20 protein-coding genes are annotated in these 19,829 nt (G+C 72.8%); 10 read left to right on the plus strand and 10 right to left on the minus strand.

From position 1 onward, the window contains the following. Nucleotides 1-44 precede the first annotated feature (44 nt). The 3 genes from BMW99_RS31060 to BMW99_RS31070 all read left to right on the plus strand — a co-directional run bounded on the left by BMW99_RS31060 (nt 45) and on the right by BMW99_RS31070 (nt 2,992). Entirely contained in the window at nt 45-752 is a 708-nt protein-coding gene (locus BMW99_RS31060; RefSeq protein WP_075017990.1) for an SDR family NAD(P)-dependent oxidoreductase, read from the plus strand. Further along, the gene (locus tag BMW99_RS31065) at nt 749-1,840 is read left to right on the plus strand and encodes an S-adenosylmethionine:tRNA ribosyltransferase-isomerase (RefSeq protein ID WP_177226124.1); all 1,092 of its coding nucleotides are present in this window, start codon (nt 749-751) and stop codon (nt 1,838-1,840) included. Before BMW99_RS31060 ends, BMW99_RS31065 begins: the two co-directional genes overlap by 4 nt. A gap of 330 nt (nt 1,841-2,170) precedes the next feature. After that, complete coding sequence (locus BMW99_RS31070; RefSeq protein WP_069467086.1) at nt 2,171-2,992, plus strand: transglycosylase SLT domain-containing protein; 822 nt, start codon at nt 2,171-2,173, stop codon at nt 2,990-2,992. 159 nt (nt 2,993-3,151) lie between these two features. Here the strand turns inward: BMW99_RS31070 and BMW99_RS31075 are convergent, their stop codons facing one another. After that, a complete protein-coding gene (locus tag BMW99_RS31075) occupies nt 3,152-5,749 on the minus strand; it encodes an FHA domain-containing protein (RefSeq protein ID WP_075017991.1) in 2,598 nt (865 codons plus the stop codon). 321 nt (nt 5,750-6,070) lie between these two features. On the opposite strand from BMW99_RS31075, the gene serB reads away from it, so the two are divergent. Further along, on the plus strand, nt 6,071-7,336 hold the full coding sequence (serB, locus tag BMW99_RS31080) for a phosphoserine phosphatase SerB (RefSeq protein ID WP_075017992.1): 1,266 nt from the start codon (nt 6,071-6,073) through the stop codon (nt 7,334-7,336). Between the two features lie 37 nt (nt 7,337-7,373). On the opposite strand, the gene BMW99_RS31085 is transcribed toward serB, so the two are convergent. The 4 genes from BMW99_RS31085 to BMW99_RS31095 all read right to left on the minus strand — a co-directional run bounded on the left by BMW99_RS31085 (nt 7,374) and on the right by BMW99_RS31095 (nt 9,898). Then, complete coding sequence (locus BMW99_RS31085) at nt 7,374-7,904, minus strand: SixA phosphatase family protein (protein WP_075017993.1); 531 nt, start codon at nt 7,902-7,904, stop codon at nt 7,374-7,376. 64 nt (nt 7,905-7,968) lie between these two features. Then, nucleotides 7,969-8,217: a hypothetical protein gene (locus tag BMW99_RS31090; RefSeq protein WP_407640343.1), complete on the minus strand. Its 249-nt coding sequence runs from the start codon at nt 8,215-8,217 to the stop codon at nt 7,969-7,971. A 187-nt stretch (nt 8,218-8,404) separates the two neighbouring features. Continuing rightward, nucleotides 8,405-8,527, minus strand: coding sequence for an SGM_5486 family transporter-associated protein (locus BMW99_RS42760; RefSeq protein ID WP_256090617.1), 123 nt, complete (start codon nt 8,525-8,527; stop codon nt 8,405-8,407). Between the two features lie 42 nt (nt 8,528-8,569). After that, nucleotides 8,570-9,898 carry a CynX/NimT family MFS transporter gene (locus tag BMW99_RS31095; RefSeq protein WP_075017994.1) on the minus strand — a complete coding sequence of 443 codons (1,329 nt, stop codon included), beginning with the start codon at nt 9,896-9,898 and terminating at the stop codon, nt 8,570-8,572. A 23-nt stretch (nt 9,899-9,921) separates the two neighbouring features. On the opposite strand from BMW99_RS31095, the gene BMW99_RS31100 reads away from it, so the two are divergent. After that, the gene (locus tag BMW99_RS31100) at nt 9,922-10,599 is read left to right on the plus strand and encodes a FadR/GntR family transcriptional regulator (protein ID WP_069465239.1); all 678 of its coding nucleotides are present in this window, start codon (nt 9,922-9,924) and stop codon (nt 10,597-10,599) included. A gap of 45 nt (nt 10,600-10,644) precedes the next feature. Here BMW99_RS31100 and fabI read toward each other — a convergent pair whose 3' ends face one another. The 3 genes from fabI to BMW99_RS31115 form a co-directional block, all read right to left on the minus strand. Next, nucleotides 10,645-11,427, minus strand: a complete 783-nt coding sequence (gene fabI, locus BMW99_RS31105; RefSeq protein ID WP_069465238.1) for an enoyl-ACP reductase FabI — start codon at nt 11,425-11,427, stop codon at nt 10,645-10,647. A gap of 5 nt (nt 11,428-11,432) precedes the next feature. Further along, nucleotides 11,433-12,152: a 3-oxoacyl-[acyl-carrier-protein] reductase gene (fabG, locus tag BMW99_RS31110; RefSeq protein ID WP_069465237.1), complete on the minus strand. Its 720-nt coding sequence runs from the start codon at nt 12,150-12,152 to the stop codon at nt 11,433-11,435. A gap of 122 nt (nt 12,153-12,274) precedes the next feature. Further along, the gene (locus BMW99_RS31115; RefSeq protein ID WP_069465236.1) at nt 12,275-13,162 is read right to left on the minus strand and encodes a lytic polysaccharide monooxygenase auxiliary activity family 9 protein; all 888 of its coding nucleotides are present in this window, start codon (nt 13,160-13,162) and stop codon (nt 12,275-12,277) included. A gap of 243 nt (nt 13,163-13,405) precedes the next feature. Between BMW99_RS31115 and BMW99_RS31120 the strand changes: the two genes are divergently transcribed. Genes BMW99_RS31120 through BMW99_RS31130 form a run of 3 tightly spaced genes read left to right on the plus strand, consistent with a single transcriptional unit; the run spans nt 13,406 to nt 16,931 of the window. Then, nucleotides 13,406-14,929: a TldD/PmbA family protein gene (locus BMW99_RS31120; RefSeq protein ID WP_069465235.1), complete on the plus strand. Its 1,524-nt coding sequence runs from the start codon at nt 13,406-13,408 to the stop codon at nt 14,927-14,929. Further along, on the plus strand, nt 14,926-16,317 hold the full coding sequence (locus BMW99_RS31125; RefSeq protein WP_069465234.1) for a metallopeptidase TldD-related protein: 1,392 nt from the start codon (nt 14,926-14,928) through the stop codon (nt 16,315-16,317). Before BMW99_RS31120 ends, BMW99_RS31125 begins: the two co-directional genes overlap by 4 nt. A gap of 56 nt (nt 16,318-16,373) precedes the next feature. Then, on the plus strand, nt 16,374-16,931 hold the full coding sequence (locus tag BMW99_RS31130) for an RNA 2'-phosphotransferase (protein WP_075017995.1): 558 nt from the start codon (nt 16,374-16,376) through the stop codon (nt 16,929-16,931). A gap of 268 nt (nt 16,932-17,199) precedes the next feature. Here BMW99_RS31130 and BMW99_RS31135 read toward each other — a convergent pair whose 3' ends face one another. Next, nucleotides 17,200-17,496, minus strand: coding sequence for a GlsB/YeaQ/YmgE family stress response membrane protein (locus BMW99_RS31135; RefSeq protein WP_075017996.1), 297 nt, complete (start codon nt 17,494-17,496; stop codon nt 17,200-17,202). Between the two features lie 209 nt (nt 17,497-17,705). On the opposite strand from BMW99_RS31135, the gene BMW99_RS31140 reads away from it, so the two are divergent. Then, complete coding sequence (locus BMW99_RS31140) at nt 17,706-18,161, plus strand: DUF3099 domain-containing protein (RefSeq protein WP_075018016.1); 456 nt, start codon at nt 17,706-17,708, stop codon at nt 18,159-18,161. A gap of 273 nt (nt 18,162-18,434) precedes the next feature. Next, the gene (locus BMW99_RS31145; RefSeq protein ID WP_069464641.1) at nt 18,435-18,674 is read left to right on the plus strand and encodes a hypothetical protein; all 240 of its coding nucleotides are present in this window, start codon (nt 18,435-18,437) and stop codon (nt 18,672-18,674) included. On the opposite strand, the gene moaA is transcribed toward BMW99_RS31145, so the two are convergent. Beyond that, nucleotides 18,657-19,646, minus strand: coding sequence for a GTP 3',8-cyclase MoaA (gene moaA / locus BMW99_RS31150; RefSeq protein WP_075017997.1), 990 nt, complete (start codon nt 19,644-19,646; stop codon nt 18,657-18,659). The two genes, BMW99_RS31145 and moaA, sit on opposite strands and share 18 nt — an antisense overlap. Nucleotides 19,647-19,829: the final 183 nt, after the last annotated feature.

Raw genomic sequence — 19,829 nt, forward strand, 5'->3', positions numbered from 1 at the left:
GGACCGGGCCGTCAGGCCCTGACACGGAGGCTGGTGAGGGTGGTATGCCGGTGGCGATCATCACGGGGGCGTCGCGGGGGCTGGGGCGGGCGCTGGCCGCCGCGCTCGCGGACCGCGGCTGGGACCTCGTGCTGGACGGGCGGGACGCGGACGTGCTCGGCGCGGCGGCCGCGGAGATCGAGCGGGGCGCTCCCCCGCCGGTACGGGTCGAGGCGCGGTCGGGGGACGTCACGGACGCCGCGCACCGCGCGGAGCTCGTGGCGGCGGCCGAGGCGCTCGGCGGGGTGGACCTGCTGGTGAACAACGCGAGCGCGCTGGGCGCGGAGCCGCTGGTGCCGCTCGCCGAGCTGCCCGTGGAGGGGCTGCGGGCGGCGCTCGAGACCAATGTGGTGGCGCCGCTGGCGCTGGTGCGCGCGGTGCTGCCGGCGCTGCGGTCGGCCGGCGGCGCGGTGCTCAACGTCAGCTCGGACGCGGCGGTGGAGGCGTACCCCACGTGGGGAGGGTACGGCGCCAGCAAGGCGGCCCTGGAGCAGCTGTCGGCGGTCCTGGCCGAGGAGGAGCCGGACGTGCGGGTGTGGTGGGTCGACCCGGGCGATCTGCGGACCGGCCTGTACGCGGCGGCCGTTCCCGACGACCCGGACTTCGGGGCGCGCCCGCTGCCGGAGGAGGTCGTGCCGGCCTTCCTGCGGCTGCTGGACGGCAGGGCCGCGAGCGGCCGGTACGCGGCCCCCGGCCTGGTGGAGGCGCGATGACCGCGGTGATCACCTGCGAGACGTGCGACGCGGAGGCGGACCGGGTGGACGCGGCGGGTCTGGCCGGTCTGCGGGTGCCGTCCGAGCTGCTGGCGCGGGTGCCGGCGCCGCGGCGCGACGCGGTGCGGCTGCTGGTGGGCCGCCGGGAGGGCGGTGCGGTGACGCACCACGGCTTCCGGGAGCTGCCGCGGCTGCTGCGGGCCGGGGACGTGCTCGTGGTGAACACCTCACGGACCCTGCCGGCCGCGGTGGACGGCCGGCTGCCGGGCGAGGACGTCGTGGTGCACTTCTCCACCCGCCGTGACGACGGCCGGTGGGTGGTGGAGGTGCGCAGCCCCGACGGCCGGGGGTCCACCGAGCGCCGGGCCGGCGGCCCGGCCGGGGGTGTGGTGCGGCTGCGCGGCGGCGCGGAGCTGCGGCTGGTGGCGGCGCTGGACGCGTCGGGCGACCGCTTGTGGGTCGCCGAGCCGTCGGTGCCCGCCGTGGAGCGGTACCTGCACCGGCACGGCCGGCCCATCCGCTACTCCTACACCGAGCGCGACCAGCCGCTGTCGGCGTACCAGACGGTGTTCGCGACCGGGCCGGCCGGCGGCGCCGGGTCGGCGGAGATGCCGAGCGCGGGACGGCCCTTCACCGCGCCGCTGGTCACGGAGCTGGTGAGCCGGGGCGTGCAGGTCGCGCCGATCGTGCTGCACACCGGTGTGGCGTCGGCCGAGGCGCACGAGCCGCCGTACGCGGAGCCCTTCGCCGTGCCGGCCAGCACGGCCTGGCAGGTGAACGCGGCCCGCGCGGCCGGCGGCCGGGTGGTGGCGGTGGGGACGACGGCCGTGCGGGCCCTGGAGTCGGCTGCCGACGCTCGGGGCGTGGTCCGTGCGGCCCGTGGCTGGACGGAGCTGGTGGTCACCCCGGAGCGGGGCGTCGGGGTCGTGGACGGCCTGCTGACGGGGCTCCACGAGCCTGAGGCCTCGCACCTGCTGATGCTGCGGGCGATCTCCGGTGACGCCCTGCTGGAGCGGGTCTACGCCGAGGCGCTGCGGGCACGCTACCTGTGGCACGAGTTCGGGGACGTCAACCTGCTGCTCCCGTGAGGAGGAAGCCGTTTCGGGCATTGTGCCCTGAATGCCCGTTTTCGCCTATTATCCTATTCTCAGACGCTCCTGATTGAGCGTCACCTATGGCACCCCCGCCGTCACCATGCGCGACGCCGGGGGTGCCGGCATGTGACGTCACCTATAGGACGTGGGTCACATACTAAGCGGCTTAGTGGAATAGCGGGTACGGCCCTTGCGGGCGCACCGCCGGAAATCAGGTGCCGATTCCGGGTCCATCTACGAATTCGAATCGTAGGAATCGTCATTGACCTCAGTTTTACGACCACCTAAAGATTCTCGGGTCCCAACCGGAAGAGGTAACCCGAGATGCAGCTCCCCACGATCCCGAAGATCGGCCGACTGTCCAAGAAGCACAAGATCACGGCGGCCGGTGCCGCCGCCGCGACCGCCGTCGTTCTGGCAGTCACCGGTCTCCAGGCGACCGGCGGGGGCTCTGCTTCCGCCGCCGGTGATCCGACCGGCTACAAGGTCTCCACCGGTGCCGAGGTCAAGAAGACCGACGCCGCCCCGGACGCGAAGACCGACTCCGCGTCGCAGAAGGCGATCGCCGACCAGGCCGCCGCGGCCAAGAAGTCCGCTGCCGACGCCGCCGCCAAGAAGGCCGCCGCCGACGCCCTGGCCAAGAAGAAGGCCGCTGACGCGGCCGCCAGGAAGGCTTCCGCCGACGCCGCCGCCAAGAAGGCCGCGCAGGCGGCCGCGGTCAAGCGGGCCGCCGAGAAGGCCGCCGCCAACCGCTCCATGCAGCGCGCCACCCTCAAGGCCGTGCCGGTCGCCGCCAAGGCCACCCCGGCCGCGGTGAAGACCTACACCAACGACCTCGACGGCTGGATCCGCCACTCGCTGGACGTCATGGCCGCCCACAACATCCCGGGCACCTACAACGGCATCTACCGCAACATCATCCGCGAGTCGAGCGGCAACCCGAACGCGATCAACCTGTGGGACTCCAACGCCGCGGCCGGAATTCCGTCCAAGGGCCTGCTCCAGGTGATCAACCCGACGTTCAACACGTACCACGTCGACGGCACTTCGTGGGACATCTACGACCCGGTCGCGAACATCACCGCGGCGTGCAACTACGCGTACCACGTGTACGGCACCATCGACAACGTGTACTCCGCGTACTGATCGGGGTGTTGAGCGGCGTGCGTGATCCGCGCGCGGTGCTCGGCGCGTACTGATCCGCGCGTTCCCTCCGCGTCCCGGATGTCCCGGGCGCCGATGCGCGGAACGCGAAAGGGCGGTGGGACCTCGTGTCCCACCGCCCTTCGCGCGCTTGCCCACGCGCTACTTGCGCATGACCTCGGGCTCGTGGCGCCGCAGCAGGCGCGCGACGACGAACGCGCACAGCACGCTGATCAGCAGCAGCACGCCGATGTCCAGCGTCCAGGTACCCGCGGTGTGCTTCCACAGCGGGTCGACGGACTGGTGCGTCGGGTCCCACGGCAGCAGCACGTTGAGGTCCGCGGTGGTCCCCGCGCCGGCGACGGCCCAGCGGGCCGGCATCAGCCAGGACAGCTGCTCCACGCCGGGCTTGCCGAAGAGCTGGAAGAGCACGCCGGTGAAGACGATCTGCACGATGGCGAACATGACCAGCAGCGGCATGGTCTTCTCGGACGTCTTCACGAGCGAGGAGATGATCAGGCCGACCATCATCGAGGTGATGCCGAAGGCCATGATCACCAGCGCCATCTCGATGGCCGGGTGGGCCTTGAGCACGACGCCCTCGGCGGGCAGCTTGCGGGGCGCGAAGCCGATGCCGCAGATGATCGCGCCCTGCAGGGCGGTGATCAGGCCCAGCACGATGATCTTCGACATCAGGTACGCGCTGCGGGACAGGCCGACCGCGCGTTCACGCTCGTAGATCACCCGTTCCTTGATCAGCTCGCGGACCGAGTTCGCCGCGCCGGCGAAGCACGCGCCGACCGCGAGGATCATCAGGATGGTGCCGGCGTCCTTGTTCTGGAAGTGCGCGTGCGCCGGGCCGGGACCCAGGCCGCTGTCGGCCGGGATCAGCACGCTGACGACGCCCAGCACCGCGGGCAGGATCACCATCAGCCCGATGAAGCCCTTGTCGGAGATGATCACCGACAGGTAGCGGCGGACCAGCGTCCACAGCTGGGAGCCCCAGCTCTGCGGCTTGGTCGGCCGGGCCGCCTGCTGCGGGATGTAGTGCGCCTGCTGCGGAGCGGCGGTGTCCAGCTCGGCGGCGTACGTCTGGTAGTGCTGAGAACCGCGCCAGCGACCCGACCAGTCGTAGTCGCGGTAGTTCTCGAACGCCGAGAAGACGTCGGCCCAGGTCTCGTAGCCGAAGAAGGTCAGCGCCTCGTCCGGCGGCCCGAAGTAGGCGACCGCACCGCCGGGCGCCATGACCAGCAGCTTGTCGCACAGGGCCAGTTCGGCCACGGAGTGGGTGACGACCAGGACGGTCCGGCCGTCGTCGGCGAGCCCGCGCAGCAGCTTCATCACGTCGCGGTCCATGCCCGGGTCCAGGCCCGAGGTCGGCTCGTCCAGGAAGATCAGCGACGGCTTGGTGAGCAGTTCCAGGGCCACCGACACCCGCTTGCGCTGGCCGCCGGACAGCGAGGTGATCCGCTTGTCCGCGTGGATGTCGAGCTTGAGCTCGCGCAGCACCTCGTTGATCCGCGCCTCGCGCTCGGCCGACGCGGTGTCGCCCGGGAAACGGAGCTTGGCCGCGTACCGCAGGGCGGTCCTGACCTGCAGCTCCTTGTGGAGGATGTCGTCCTGCGGGACCAGGCCTATGCGCTGGCGGAGTTCCGCGAACTGCTTGTACAGGTTGCGGTTGTCGTACAGCACCTCGCCCTGGTCGGCCGGCCGGTAGCCGGTCAGCGCGCGCAGCAGCGTGGACTTGCCGGAGCCGGACGGGCCGATGACGCCGATCAAAGACTTCTCCGGGACGCCGAACGACACGTCCTTCAGGATCGTCTTGGTCGTCTTGCCGTGCGGCACCGTCACCGACAGGCGGCGGGCGGAGAAGGAGACGTCGCCGGTGTCGACGAACTCCTCCAGCCGGTCCCCGACCAGGCGGAACGTGGAGTGGCCGACGCCGACGATGTCGTTGGCGCCGAGCAGGTGGCGCTGGATCGGCTGGCCGTTGACGTACGTGCCGTTGTGGCTGCCGAGGTCGACGATCTCGTAGCGGCCGTCGGGGTGCGCGCGGAACTCGGCGTGGTAGCGCGAGACCTGGAGGTCGGAGACGACGAGCTCGTTCTCCAGGGCGCGGCCGATCTTCATCACGCGGCCCAGGGCGAGCTGGTGGAAGGTCGTCGGGCTGCGATCGGCACCGCCCGGCCGCTGCGGCGCGGGCTGCTGCGGGTGCGCCCCCTGCTGCTGCGGGACGGGAGGCATGCCCTGCGGGGGCTGCTGCCCGTACGGCGCCTGCCCGCCGCCCCACGCGGGCTGCTGCGGCGGGACCTGCGCGGGCGGCGCGCCCCAGCCGGCGGCGGCGGGCTGCTGCGGCTGCGCGGGGGCGGCCGGAGCAGGCGCGGCGTACGCCTGCGGGGCCTGGGCCTGGGCCGGCGCGTAGGCCGGCGCCGCCTGCGGGGCCTGGGCGGCGGCCTGTCCCGCGGTGAACTGCAGCCGCGGGCCCTCGGTGGCGTTGCCGAGGTGGACGGCGGAGCCGGGCCCGACCTCGGTCTGCTGGACGCGCTGCCCCTGCACGAAGGTGCCGTTGGTGCTGCCGAGGTCCTCGATGACCCAACTGCGTTCACCACGACGGATGGTGGCGTGGCGCCAGGACACCCGCGCGTCCTCGAGGACCAGGTCGCCCTGCGGATCGCGCCCCAGGCTGTACGACCGGGACGCGTCCAGCGTCCAGGTCTTTCCGTTCAGTTCGAGTACGAGTTCAGGCACCCCATGCCCCATTGTTTGTCCCCCGAGTAGTCCCCCATCAAGGGGAGTCTATGGATAGCGAACATCGGGAGGAACTATCGCAGGCCCCGGTCTCGTAACAGAAAGCACCCTGGTGTGCGGGTTCTGTGCCCGGTCCACGACACCGCGGTCACCCCGCGGTGCCAACCGCCGTACCGCGCACCGGAATGGGCGGGGGCGCCGTTCCGCTCCGGTTCGCCGCCGGTTCAGCGGGCGGGCGGGTGGCGGTCGCGGCCGCCGCGACCTGGGTGTCCGCCACGCGGGACGGGTGACCATGGGACACCGCCGGACGGTTACCGTGGGGGGACCATGGACATGGACGCCCCCTCGCAGAGCCGGCCCCACCGCCCGGGTGACGAGCCCGCCGCCGTACCGCCGGCCGACGTTCCCACCCTTCTGGTCAAGATCTTCGGCAAGGACCGGCCGGGCATCACGGCCGGCCTGTTCGACACCCTGGCCGCGTACGCGGTGGACGTGGTCGACATCGAGCAGGTCGTCACCCGGGGCCGGATCGTGCTGTGCGCGCTGGTCAGCGCCCCGCCGCGGGGCGCCGAGGGCGATCTGCGGGCGACGGTCCACAGCTGGGCGGAGAGCATGCGCCTGCAGGCCGAGATCATCTCCGGCCTCGGCGACAACCGCCCGCGCGGCACCGGCCGTTCCCATGTGACGGTCCTCGGGCAGCCGCTGACCGCGGAGTCCACGGCGGCCATAGCGGCCCTGATCACCGGGGCCGGCGGCAACATCGACCGGATCTTCCGGCTCGCGAAGTACCCCGTCACCGCGGTGGAGTTCGCGGTCTCGGGTGCGGAGCCCGCGGTGCTGCGCTCCGCGCTGGCCCCCGAGGCGGCGGCCCGTGGCGTGGACGTCGCGGTCGTCCCGGCCGGCCTCCAGCGCAGGGCGCAGCGACTGGTGGTGATGGACGTGGACTCCACCCTGATCCAGGACGAGGTCATCGAGCTGTTCGCGGCCCACGCGGGGTGCGAGGCCGAGGTGGCGGAGGTGACGGCCGCGGCGATGCGCGGCGACCTGGACTTCGAGCAGTCGCTCCACGCGCGGGTGGCCCTGCTGGCCGGGCTGGACGTGTCCGTGGTGGACAAGGTCCGCGCCGAGGTGCGGCTGACCCCCGGCGCCCGCACGCTGATCCGCACCCTGAAGCGGCTCGGCTACCAGGTCGGCGTGGTCTCCGGCGGGTTCACCCAGGTCACCGACGACCTCCAGGAGCGGCTGGGACTCGACTTCGCCGCCGCCAACACCCTGGAGGTGGTCGACGGCCGGCTCACCGGCCGGGTCACCGGCCCGATCGTGGACCGGGCGGGCAAGGCCCGGCTGCTGCGCGAGTTCGCCGCGCAGGCCGGGGTGCCGCTGAGCCAGACCGTGGCGGTCGGCGACGGCGCGAACGACCTGGACATGCTGAACGCGGCGGGCCTCGGGGTCGCCTTCAACGCCAAGCCGATGGTCCGCCAGGCGGCCGACACCGCGGTGAACGTGCCCTTCCTCGACACGGTGCTCTACCTGCTGGGCGTCACCCGCGAGGAGATCGAGGCGGCCGACGCGCTGGACGGCGTGACGACCGCCCCCTGACCAGCGGAGCGCTGGGCAGCTCGCCCAGGAGTGGCTGTCAGGAGTGGCTGTCGGACTCGTGCGGCGCCCAGAACGCGGTGAGCCGTCCGACGCCGTGCTCGACGGACTTCCACGAGCCGTCGAAGGAGACGACGGCGAAGGCCGCGGTGGGGAAGCCGCGGGTCATCCGGGCCAGCGTGTCGCCCTCGGCGGAGCCGGACAGGGCGTCGGCCAGGGCGTGCATGCCCGGGTTGTGGCCGACGAGCAGAAGGGTGGACACGTCGTCGGGCGTCTCGCCGACGAGCGCGATCAGATCGCCGAGCGACGCGTCGTACAGCCGCTCCTCGTAGACCGTCTTCGGCCGGTGCGGCATCTCGTGGGCGACGAGTTTCCAGGTCTCACGCGTGCGGGTGGCGGTGGAGCACAGGGCGAGGTCGGGACTGATGCCGTCGTCGGCGAAGCGGCGGCCGGCCGACGGCGCGTCCAGCCGGCCGCGGTCGGCCAGGGGGCGCTCGTGGTCCGGAACCTGCGGCCAGTCGGCCTTGGCGTGCCGGAGCAGGACGACGGTACGGGGCGAATCGACGGTCATGCCCTTCAGCTTTCCAGAAAACCGGCGGTCAGGCGCGGGATGGCCGAAGGGCTGTGGACAACGGTCACAGCAGGTGATGCAGGACGCTGCCGAGCGTGGCGGCGATCGAGCGGAGGGTGTCCGCGCCGGGCGCGGCGGCCGAGGCGTCCGCGGAGGCCGGGCCGCCGGCGAGCAGCGCCAGCAGCGCCGCGAAGGCGACCACGGGCAGGGCCACGCCCCACCACGGCAGCCGGGTCTGCACGCCGGCCTGCCGCCCGGTGCGGGAGTCGGCCGGCTGCTGCCGGGTGTACAGGTGCGGGGACTGCGTGGTCACGGTGACCGCCTCCGTGGGGAGCCTCGAAGTGCCGTAGGTCTGACTGCACTTCGACGCTACGGGCGCGGGGCCTCCGGTCCCATCCGGTCGTCCACCTACTTGACCCTGAGCCTGACCCCCTAGGGATGGTGGGGTTGTCCCCACCCCCGGGTCGGGGTCGGGCCCGGGGCAGGGAGCTGTCGGGGCGTCAGCCCATCCGCGCGCCGATGGTGGCGATGATCGCGACGATCGCGGGCACCCCCATCATCAGGCCGAAGATGATCAGCAGCCGCCGCTGCGGCTGCGGGGGGTTCGGTTCGAGTACGGGCATGCGCTCAGTCTCGCACCGGTTCCCCGGAAGCCCGCGGCGGGGTCACAGTTCGTCCTCGATGTGGCGGTTGCGGCCGGCCAGGACACCGCACACGACCTGCGGCACGACCAGGGCGATCATCAGCGCGATCGGCAGCCCCCAGCCGCCGCTGGTCTGGTTGAGCGTGCCGACCAGGATCGGGCCGGGGATGGAGATCAGGTAGCCGGTGCTCTGCGCGAACGCGGAGAGCCGCACCACGCCGGCGCCGGTGCGGGAGCGCATCCCGATCATCGTCAGCACCAGGGGGAAGGCGCAGTTGGCGATGCCCAGCAGCAGCGCCCACAGGTAGGGGGCGGCGGCGGGCGCGGCCCACAGGCCGGCGAACCCGGCGACCTGGAAGGCGCCGAGCACGACGACGATCGGGCCCTGGGAGCGCATCCGGGCGGCGAGCGGCGGCAGCACGAAGGACAGGGGCACGCCCATCACCATGGTGACGGCGAGCAGCAGGCCCGCCTGGCCGGCGGAGATCCCCGCGTCGCGGAAGATCTGCGGCATCCAGCCCATGGTCACGTAGGCGGCGGTGCCCTGGAGCCCGAAGAAGCAGGCGAGCATCCAGGCGGTGCGGCTGCGCAGGATGCTGCCGTGCTCGCCGGCGGCCAGGGCGTGCGGCGTGCCGGTGCGCTCCCCGGCGGCGCGGCCGGCCGTGACGACGGCGACCGGGCGGGCGGCGGACGCGGAGCGGTCGCGGGCCAGCGGCAGCCAGGCGACGATCGCGACCGCCGCCAGGGCGGCCCACACGCCCAGCCCCAGCCGCCAGCTGCCGCCCATGGCGTCGGTCAGCGGCACGGTGACGGCGGCGGCCAGCGCCGTGCCCAGGGACAGCGCCATGGAGTAGACGCCGGTGACGGTGCCCACACGGTCGGGGAAGTAGCGCTTGACGATCACCGGCATCAGCACGTTGGAGACGGCGATGCCGGCCAGGGCCAGGGCGCTGGCCGCCAGGAAGACGGGCGTGGCGCCGGCGAACGGCCGCAGCAGCAGGCCGGCGGTGATCGCGACCATGCCGGCGAGGACGACGGCTCCCGGGCCGTGGCGGCGGGCCAGCCGCGGAGCGGCGAAGCCGAACAGCGCGAAGCAGGCGGCGGGCACGGAGGTGAGCAGCCCCGCCATGGTGCCGCTCATCCCGAGGCCGTCGCGGACCTCCTTGAGCAGCGCGCCCAGGCTGGTGATCGCGGGCCGCAGGTTGACGGCGGCCAGGACGAGCCCGACGACGACGAGACGGCGCACCCACGGCGCGGGGCCCGGGCCCGGGCCACCGGTGTCGGAGGCCGGGGAGGGCGGTGCCTGGGGTGCGGTGGCCACGTCGAGGGTGAGGGGTTCGTCATCGCGCATGGTTCCCATCATAGAATGATGGGATGAATCTCGAACCCCTGCCCCGGCCCGCCGCTCTCGCCGACCGGGTGATCGCGCGACTGCGTGCCGAGATCACCTCCGGCACCTGGCCGGTCGGCACCCGGATCCCGACCGAACCCGAGCTGGTGGAGCGCCTCGGTGTGGCCCGCAACACCGTCCGCGAGGCGGTCAGGGCGCTGGCGCACAACGGCCTGCTGGACATCCGGCAGGGCTCGGGCACCTACGTGGTGGCGACCAGCGAGCTGGCCGGGGTGATGCAGCGGCGGTTCGCGGACGCCGAGCCGCTGCACATCGCCGAGCTGCGCGGCTCCCTGGAGGCGACGGCCGCGTCCCTGGCCGCGCAGCGCCGCACCGAGGCGGACCTCCAGCAGCTGGAGGCGCTGCTGGAGCGGCGCGAACACGCCTGGGAGTCCGGCGAGGCCGAGGTGTTCGTGCAGGCCGACGCGACCCTGCACCTGGCGGTGGTGGCGGCCTCGCACAACACCGTGCTCACCGCCCTGTACGCGGACCTGGGCGAGGTGCTGCGCGACTACCTGCGGGCCGACATCGGCACCGAGCTGCACGCCGGGGACCACCTTGACCACGCGCGTCTGGTGGCCGCGATCCGCGCCGGCGACGCCGACGGCGCGGCTGCCGAGGCGCGTGACCACGCCTTCTACTGCCGCTTCAGCAACGCGTAAGGGGCGCCCCACCTGGTGGGGCGCCCCTTACGAGGAGAACGCGTGTCAGGCGCCGATGGCGTGCAGGCCGCCGTCCACGTGGACGATCTCGCCGGTGGTCTTGGGGAACCAGTCCGAGAGCAGGGCGACGATGGCGCGGCCGGCCGGCTCGGGGTCGGACAGGTCCCACTCCAGCGGGGAGCGGTGGTTCCACACGTCGGCCAGCTCGGTGAAGCCCGGGATGGACTTGGCGGCCATCGAGCCGATCGGGCCGGCGGAGACGAGGTTGCAGCGGATGTTCTGCTTGCCCAGGTCGCGCGCCAGGTAGCGGGACGTGGCCTCCAGCGCGGCCTTGGCCGGGCCCATCCAGTCGTACTGCGGCCAGGCGAACTGCGCGTCGAAGGTCAGGCCGACCACCGCGCCGCCGCTTTCGCCCTCGGGGGAGGTCATCAGCGGCAGGCAGGCCATCGTCAGGGACTTCAGCGAGTACGCGGAGACGTGCATCGCGGTGGCCACCGACTCGAACGGCGTGTTGAGGAAGTTGCCGCCGAGGGCGTCCTGCGGCGCGAAGCCGATGGAGTGCACGACGCCGTCGAGGCCGCCGAGCTCCTCGCGCACGATGTCGCCGAGGCGGTCCAGGTGCTCGGTGTTGGTGACGTCGAGCTCGACGACCTTGACCGGCTTGGGCAGCTTCCTGGCGATGCGCTCGGTCAGGGTCGGCCGCGGGAACGCGGTCAGGATGATCTCGGCACCCTGCTCCTGGGCCAGCTTGGCGGCGTGGAAGGCGATGGAGGACTCCATCAGCACGCCGGTGATCAGGACGCGCTTGCCGTCGAGGATTCCGCTCATGGTGATCAGTGACCCATGCCCAATCCGCCGTCAACGGGGATGACGGCACCAGTGATGTACGAAGCGTCGTCGGAGGCGAGGAAGCGCACGGTGGCGGCGATCTCCTCCGGCTGCGCGTAACGGCCCAGCGGCACCTGGGCGACGATCTCCGCGCGCTGCTCGTCGGTGAGGGCGCGCGTCATGTCGGTGTCCACGAAGCCGGGGGCGACGACGTTGAAGGTGAGGTTGCGCGAGCCCAGCTCGCGGGCCAGGGAGCGGGCGAAGCCCACCAGGCCGGCCTTGGAGGCCGCGTAGTTGGCCTGCCCGGCCGAGCCGAGCAGCCCGACGACCGAGGAGATGAGCACGACGCGGCCCTTCTTGGCGCGCAGCATGCCGCGGTTGGCCCGCTTGACGACCCGGTACGTGCCGGTGAGGTTGGTGTCCAGGACGGACGTGAAGTCCTCCTCGGACATCCGCATCAGCAGCTGGTCACGGGTGATGCCGGCGTTGGCGACGAGCACCTCGACGTTGCCGTGCGCCGCCTCGATCTCCTTGTACGCCTGCTCGACCTGTTCGGCGTCGGTGATGTCGCAGCGCACGGCGAGAACGCCGAGCGAGACGAGGTCCGCCGGGGGCTCGCCCGAGCGGTAGGTGATGGCGACCTTGTCGCCTGCGTCGGCGAATGCCCGGGCGATGGCGAGGCCGATGCCCCGGTTTCCTCCGGTGACGAGAACCGAGCGGCTCAACGGATCACCTTCCCTCTAGACGTCTGGACGATAGGAAAACTATCGGTCCCGACACCTTTACGGGGAATCGGCCTCGACAGGCTGCCCCTGCGGGTCCCTGTGGGTTTCCTACAGCAGGGGCATCAGTCCCGCAGGCGCGCCGCGGCCCGGCGGCGGCTCCAGAAGAGCAGTCCGAGGGCACCGGTGGCCAGGACGGCACTGCCGGACAGGGCGGCCTCGAGCGTCGCGGCGGCCGGCTTGCTCGCGGCGACGTCGCTGGTCGCGATCGCCTCGGTACCGCCGTGGCCGTGGTGGCTCACGGTGGACCTCGACTCGCCCGCCAGGATCTGCGCCTCGGTCGGCGCCTTGGGGGCGGCGGCCTGGGTGGCGGCACCGGACTGGCCGAAGACGACATCCGCGCAGCCGTAGAACGCCTCCGGGCTGTCGTTGCGCTGCCACACCTGGTAGATCAGCTGGCGGCCGGTCCTGGCGGGCAGGTCGGCGGTGAAGCCGTAGTAGCCGCTGGGCGCGGAGGCGACCGTGTCGTAGACGGCGATCGGGGTGGCGTCCAGGTCGGACCACTTCAGCGGCTGGGTCGGGTCGTAGCCCTGCTTGGTGATGTACAGCGTCATCGTGCCCCGGTGCGGGGCCGTGACGCGGAAGCTGACCGAGGTCTGGCCGGCGGTGACCGGTGTGGCCGGCCAGTCGGTCCTGGCCCAGTCCAGGGCGCGGTACTTGTCGCGGTTGGCCGAGCACAGGTGACCGTCGGGGATGATCTGGCGGCTCTGCCCGTTGGCGTCCGCGATGTTGACCTCGTTCCAGTCGTACAGCGGCTGGGTGCCGCTGTCGGCGACGAGGTCCTTGCAGACCTGGGACTGCGGGTGCTCGGGGCCTTCGGCGTAGCAGGCGGCGATCCGGCTCACGGGGCTGCTCAGCGCTCCGTGGGCGCTCGCCGAGCCAGGCGTGAGCACGGTGGCGGCCAGGGCCGCGGCGGCGGCGCCGAGCACGGCGGTGGTGCGGCGTGCAGACATGTGGGGGGCTCCTTGTCGTGCGGGAGTTGATGCTCTGCGGACAGGAGTGAGGGCGGTTGCGCGTGCCGTCGGGAGGGCGGTTGTCATGAGCATAGAGATTGGTCTGGACCAGACTCAAGGGGTGACGCCGTATCAGGGCTCCCTCCCGTCCCGGTGGTTGTCCACAGGGCAAGCGGAATCCTCGCGCCCGGCCCCGCCCGGACATGATTCACTGCGAGGACGCAGAGCGAAGGGGAGTCCGTCGTGCCTCATGAGGTCGATCAGTCATTCCTGGCGTTGCCCCTGCGGGCACTCGCCGACGCGGCGCTGGCCCGTGCCCGCGCGCTGGGCGCCGAGCACGCGGACTTCCGGCTGGAACGGGTGCGCAGCGCCGACTGGCGGCTGCGCGACGCCCGCGTGGCCGGGAGTTCGGACACCACCGACCTGGGCTTCGCGGTGCGGGTGGTGCTGGGCGGGGCGTGGGGCTTCGCCTCCGGCGTCGACCTGACGATGGACGCGGCGGCGAAGGTCGCGTCGCAGGCCGTCGCCATGGCCAAGCTCAGCGCCAAGGTGATCGCCGCCGCCGGCTCCGACGAACGGGTGGAACTGGCCGCCGAGCCGGTGCACGCGGACCGGACCTGGGTGTCGTCCTACGACGTCGACCCGTTCGACGTGCCGGACGCGGAGAAGACCGCGCTGCTGGCCGACTGGAGCAGGCGGCTGCTCGCCGCCGAGGGCGTCTCGCACGCCGACGCCTCGCTGCTGACCGTCCAGGAGAACAAGTTCTACGCCGACACCGCCGGCACCACGACCACCCAGCAGCGGGTGCGGCTGCACCCCACGCTGACCGCCGTCGCGGTCGACCCGGACTCCGGCGAGTTCGACTCCATGCGCACCCTGGCCCCGCCGGTGGGCCGCGGCTGGGAGTACCTGACCGGCACCGGCTGGGACTGGGACGCCGAACTGGCCGAGATCCCCGAGCTGCTGGCCGAGAAGATGCGCGCCCCCTCGGTCGAGGCCGGGACGTACGACCTGGTGGTCGACCCCTCCAACCTGTGGCTGACGATCCACGAGTCGATCGGCCACGCCACCGAGCTGGACCGCGCGCTCGGGTACGAGGCCGCCTACGCCGGCACCTCCTTCGCGACCTTCGACCAGCTCGGCACCCTCGCCTACGGCTCCGGCCTGATGAACGTCACCGGCGACCGCACCGCCGAACACGGCCTGGCCACTGTCGGGTTCGACGACGAGGGCGTGGCCGCCCAGTCCTGGGACCTGATCCGGGACGGCGTGCTGGTCGGCTACCAGCTGGACCGCCGCATCGCGAAGCTCACCGGCTTCGAGCGCTCCAACGGCTGCGCCTTCGCCGACTCCCCCGGTCACGTCCCCGTGCAGCGCATGGCCAACGTCTCGCTGCGGGCCGACCCATCGGGACCCGGCACCGAAGGCCTCATCTCCGGTGTGGAGCGCGGCCTCTACGTCGTCGGCGACCGCTCCTGGTCGATCGACATGCAGCGCTACAACTTCCAGTTCACCGGCCAGCGCGCCTACCTGATCCGCGACGGCCGGCTGGCGGGCCAGGTGAAGGACTTCGCCTACCAGGCGACCACCACCGACTTCTGGGGCTCGATGGAGGGCGTCGGCGGCCCGCAGACCTACGTGCTGGGCGGGGCGTTCAACTGCGGCAAGGCCCAGCCGGGCCAGGTCGCGGCCGTCAGCCACGGCTGCCCCTCGGCCCTGTTCCGGAACGTCAGCATTCTCAACACCACGCAGGAGGCGGGACGATGACGAGCCGGACGAAGCCGCACGAGATCGTCGAGCGGGCCCTGGAGCTCTCCCGGGCGGACGGCTGCGTGGTCCTGGCCGACGAGCAGTCCAGCGCCAACCTCCGCTGGGCGGGCAACGCGCTGACCACCAACGGTGTGACCCGCGGCCGCACTCTGACCGTGATCGCCACCGTCGACGGCACGCAGGGCACGGCCTCCGGCGTGGTGAGCCGCAGCGCCGTCACCGCGGACGACCTCGAACCGCTGGTCCGCGCCGCCGAGGCGGCGGCCCGCGACGCGGGGCCCGCCGAAGACGCCCAGCCGCTGGTCGGGGGCGTCCCGCAGTCACCGGCGTTCACCGAGGCACCGGCCGAGACGTCCTCCGAGGTGTTCGCGGCCTTCGCGCCCGCGCTGGGCGAGGCGTTCGGCGCCGCCCGTGCCGCCGACCGCGAGCTGTACGGCTTCGCCTACCACTCGGTGACGTCGACGTACCTGGGCACCTCCACCGGGCTGCGGCTGCGGCACGACCAGCCGACCGGCACCCTGGAGCTGAACGCCAAGTCCACCGACCGCACCCGCTCGGCGTGGGCGGGCGCCTCCACCCGGGACTTCACCGACGTGGACCCGCTGGCCATGGAGGCCGACCTTGCCCGGCAGCTGGGCTGGGCCGAACGCCGGATCGACCTGCCCGCCGGCCGCTACGAGACGCTGCTGCCGCCGAGCGCCGTCGCGGACCTGCTGATCTACCAGATGTGGTCGTCCGGCGCGCGGGACGCGGCGGAGGGGCGCACGGTCTTCAGCAGGCCCGGCGGCGGCACCCGGATGGGCGAGAAGCTGTCGCCGCTGCCGCTGACCCTGCGCAGCGACCCCGCGGAACCCGGCCTGGAGTGCGCGCCGTTCGTCATCGAGCACGCCTCCGGCGACGACGCCTCGGTGTTCGACAACGGACTGCCGGTGGGTCCGGTGGAGTGGATGCGCGAGGGCACGCTGCAGCAGCTGACCAGCAGCCGGTACACCGCGGGCCTGACCGGGGTGCCGGTCGCCCCCCAGGCGGACAACCTGATCCTGGACGGCGGCAGCGGGCGGTCACTGGCGGAGATGGTCGCGGACACCGAGCGCGGCCTGCTGCTGACCTGCCTCTGGTACATCCGCGAGGTCGACCCGGCCACGCTCCTGCTCACCGGCCTCACCCGGGACGGCGTCTACCTCGTGGAGAACGGGGAGGTCACCGGCGCGGTGACGAACTTCCGGTTCAACGAGTCGCCGGTGGACGTGCTGGGCCGGGCCGTGGAGGCCGGCCGCACCGAGCGGACGCTGCCGCGCGAGTGGAGCGACTGGTTCACCCGGGCCGCGGCGCCGGCGCTGCGCGTCCCGGACTTCAACATGAGTTCGGTCAGCAAGGGAGTCTGACCGCGGGGCGCGGACCGCGGGCCACGTCGGGCCCGCGGGCCCGGGAAGCAGGGGGCATGGCGGACGAGAAGACCACGGTACGGATCTCGCGTTTCCTCTCGATGGTGCTGCGGCACCAGCCGGACGCGGTCGGCATCACGCTCGACGAGGGCGGCTGGGTCGACGTGGAGGTGCTGAGGGCCGCGTGCGCCGCCAAGGGCCGCCGCTTCTCGCGAGCGGACCTGGACCACATGGTCGCGACCAACGCCAAGCAGCGGTTCGCGTTCTCGGCCGACGGCCGGCGGATCCGCGCGAACCAGGGCCACTCGATCGAGGTGGACCTGGGCCTGGCCGCCGCCACGCCGCCCGCCGTGCTCTACCACGGCACGGCCGCGGCCACCCTGCCGGCCATCCTGCGCGAGGGCCTGCGTCCCATGACGCGGCAGGACGTGCATCTGTCGGCGGACCGGGACACCGCGGTGCGGGTGGGCGCGCGCCACGGCCGCCCTGTCGTGCTGGAGGTCGACGCGGCCGCGCTCGCCGCGGCCGGCCACACCTTCCGCGTCAGCGCGAACGGGGTGTGGCTGACCGACGCCGTCCCCGCCGGGCGGCTGCGGGTGCTGCCGGACGCGTAGGGCGTGTCCGCACAGTCGCGTCGTCCGCCCGAAGGGCGGGGTCGGCGGCGTCTGGTGCGTGCGATCGCAAGGCGGAGGTCGTCCGGGTCGTCCTCGTAGCGGGCCTCCTCGGACGAGCCCGACAACGCAGCGAGCGTGCGTGCCAGGCGTCGCCGGCCAGACGGGACTGCGCGGACGCGCCCTAGGCGTGCCACGCGCCCGATGCGGCCCGGTGACCCGCGCAGCCGCCCTCGCGACCGGCCGGCTGTACGACCGCGGCCCGCGGTGCCTAGACCGCGGAACTCGGCGTCCCCGAGCGGTTGTTCCTGCCCTTGTAGGTCCGCCAGAGCGCGTCGCCGAGGGCGACGAGCACGATCGCGCCGACCAGCTGCAGCGCATGCCGTGTCCAGTCGAAGCCCTTGGTGTCGCGGACACCCAGCCAGCTCGACACCCCGTTGCCGAGGGCGCTGCCGCCGATGCCGGCGATCACCGTGAGCCACAGGGGGAGCGACTGCTTGCCCGGCAGGATCGCCTTGGCGATCAGTCCGAGGACCAGGCCGACGATGATGGCCCACAACCAGCCCATGGCGCTCGCCTCCTCCGCGGCCGGGCAGGGGCGCCCGGCGGTTGATCATGAGTCTGCGGCCGTCCGGGCGACCCCGCATGTCGGCGGCGGCCGGATGGCGGCCCCCACCCTGATGCCGGGGCGGCGCGCGGCGTACCGTAAGAAGTGCCGGACCGGAATGCTGTGACCGGCGATCAGCGGGTCCGGCGACGGAGCAGGCGGTGGGCGGCATGGGCAAGCAGGACGGACCGGGGGTCTACAGGATCACCGGAGCGCGGACCAGCCTCTCCGACGACGTCAGGGGCCGGCAGCGCCGCTACATCATCTCCATGTCGATCAGGACCGTCTCGGTGATCCTCACCGTGGTCCTGTGGAACGTGGAACGGCCGCTGGCGTGGGCGACGCTCGTCCTGGGCGCCCTGCTGCCGTACGTCGCCGTGGTGATCGCGAACGCGGGCCGGGAGAACAGGCCTCCGGCGATGCCGACCGTGGTGATCCCGCCGCCGGTGCGGCCCGCGCTGGAGGCCTCGCGCGTGGAGACCACCTCGGAGCGCGCTCGAGCCGCCGGCCACTCCGGCGCGGAGCAGGCCGGCAGCGGGCGGGCGGACGACGGGCAGGCGCACGACGCATACCGCGAGGCCGGGCCCGCGGGAGCCGAACACCCGGAGGCGGAGCGCTCTGTGTGACCGCGTGGTCACGCATGGGCCGGGCCGCCGGCGGCCGCTCCCAACCTCAAGAAAAGCTCAGATCAATCATGGAGTTACCTCTCCACGGCAGGCTGAGCGCGTGACATACTGCGTAACGCGCTCCGCATCCCCCGTCGGAGCGACGGACCGACGCCGGGCGGCTCCCCCCGTGGCTGCCCGGCGTCGCCATGTCCGCGGCCGTGCCCACCCGGGCCCCACGCCCCGGGGACGTGCCGGCGCGCGAGCACCGCGCGGGGTTGTTTACTGGGCGTCGTGAACGACGAGACGCCGATCTGCTCGGCCAAGGACTGCCGCACCCCCGCCGTGTGGGTCCTGGCCTGGAACAATCCGAAACTGCACACGCCCGACCGCCGCAAGACCTGGCTGGCGTGCGAGGAGCACCGCGAGCACCTGTCGTCCTTCCTCGGCATGCGGGGCTTCCTCAAGGACGTGGTACCGCTGGCCGAGTGGCGGGATCCAGCCGAATCCGGCGGTTCAGCCGCCGATCGCTGACATCGGCCGCTGGGGCTGCAGGAAGGCCGGGTCGTCGAGTCCCGAACCGGCCTTCTTCCCCCACATCGCGGCCTTCCACCGCTCTGCCATCTCCGCGTCGTCCGCGCCCGCACGCAGCGCGGTCCGCAGGTCGGACTCCTCGCGGGCGAACAGGCAGTTGCGCACCTGGCCGTCCGCGGTGAGCCGGGTGCGGTCGCAGGCACGGCAGAACGGACGGGTGACCGAGGCGATGACGCCCACCGTGGCCGGGCCGCCGTCGACCAGCCAGCGTTCGGCGGGCGCGGAGCCGCGCTCCGAGTCGCCCTCCGGACGCAGGTCGAAGCGGGTGCGCAGGGCGGTCAGGATCTCGTCGGCGGTGACCATGTCGCCGCGCTGCCAGCCGTGCTGCGCGTCCAGCGGCATCTGCTCGATGAACCTCAGCTCGTAGGAGTGGTCCAGGGCCCACTGGAGCAGGTCGGGCGCCTCGTCGTCGTTGATCCCGCGCATCAGCACCGTGTTGACCTTCACCGGGCGGAGCCCCGCGTCGCCGGCCGCCTCCAGTCCGGCGATCACGTCGTGGTGGCGGTCGCGCCGGGTCAGGGTGTGGAAGACCTCGGGGCGCAGGGTGTCGAGCGAGACGTTGACCCGGTCCAGGCCGGCGTCGCGCAGCGCGGCGGCCGTCCGCCGCAGGCCGATGCCGTTGGTGGTCAGCGACAGCCGGGGCCGCGGGTCGAGGGCGGCGCAGCGCTCGACGATGCCGACGAGCCCGGGGCGCAGCAGCGGCTCACCCCCCGTGAACCGCACGTCCTTCACGCCCAGTTCGGTGACCGCGACGCGCACCATGCGGACGATCTCGTCGTCGGTCAGCAGGTCGGGCTTGGCCAGCCACTGCAGGCCCTCTTCCGGCATGCAGTAGGTGCAGCGCAGGTTGCAACGGTCGGTGAGGGAGACCCGCAGGTCGGTCGCCACACGGCCGTAGGTGTCGATGAGCACGGTCCCGCCCTCCCTCCGGGCGCCCGGTCGCGCCGCTCGGTCTCATCCCTCCCCCCACCCTAAGACCGGCCGGCGACAATCCGGCCGGCCGGCGGTGCGCCGGAGGTTCGCCGCAGCGTACGCGATGGGAGGGCTTCAGCAACAGTTTGTTGAAATCGGCTGGACAGAAGGGGGGTGCCCCCG

The sequence above is a fragment of the Actinacidiphila rubida genome (genome assembly GCF_900110255.1).
GTDB classification, from domain to species: Bacteria; Actinomycetota; Actinomycetes; order Streptomycetales; family Streptomycetaceae; genus Actinacidiphila; species Actinacidiphila rubida.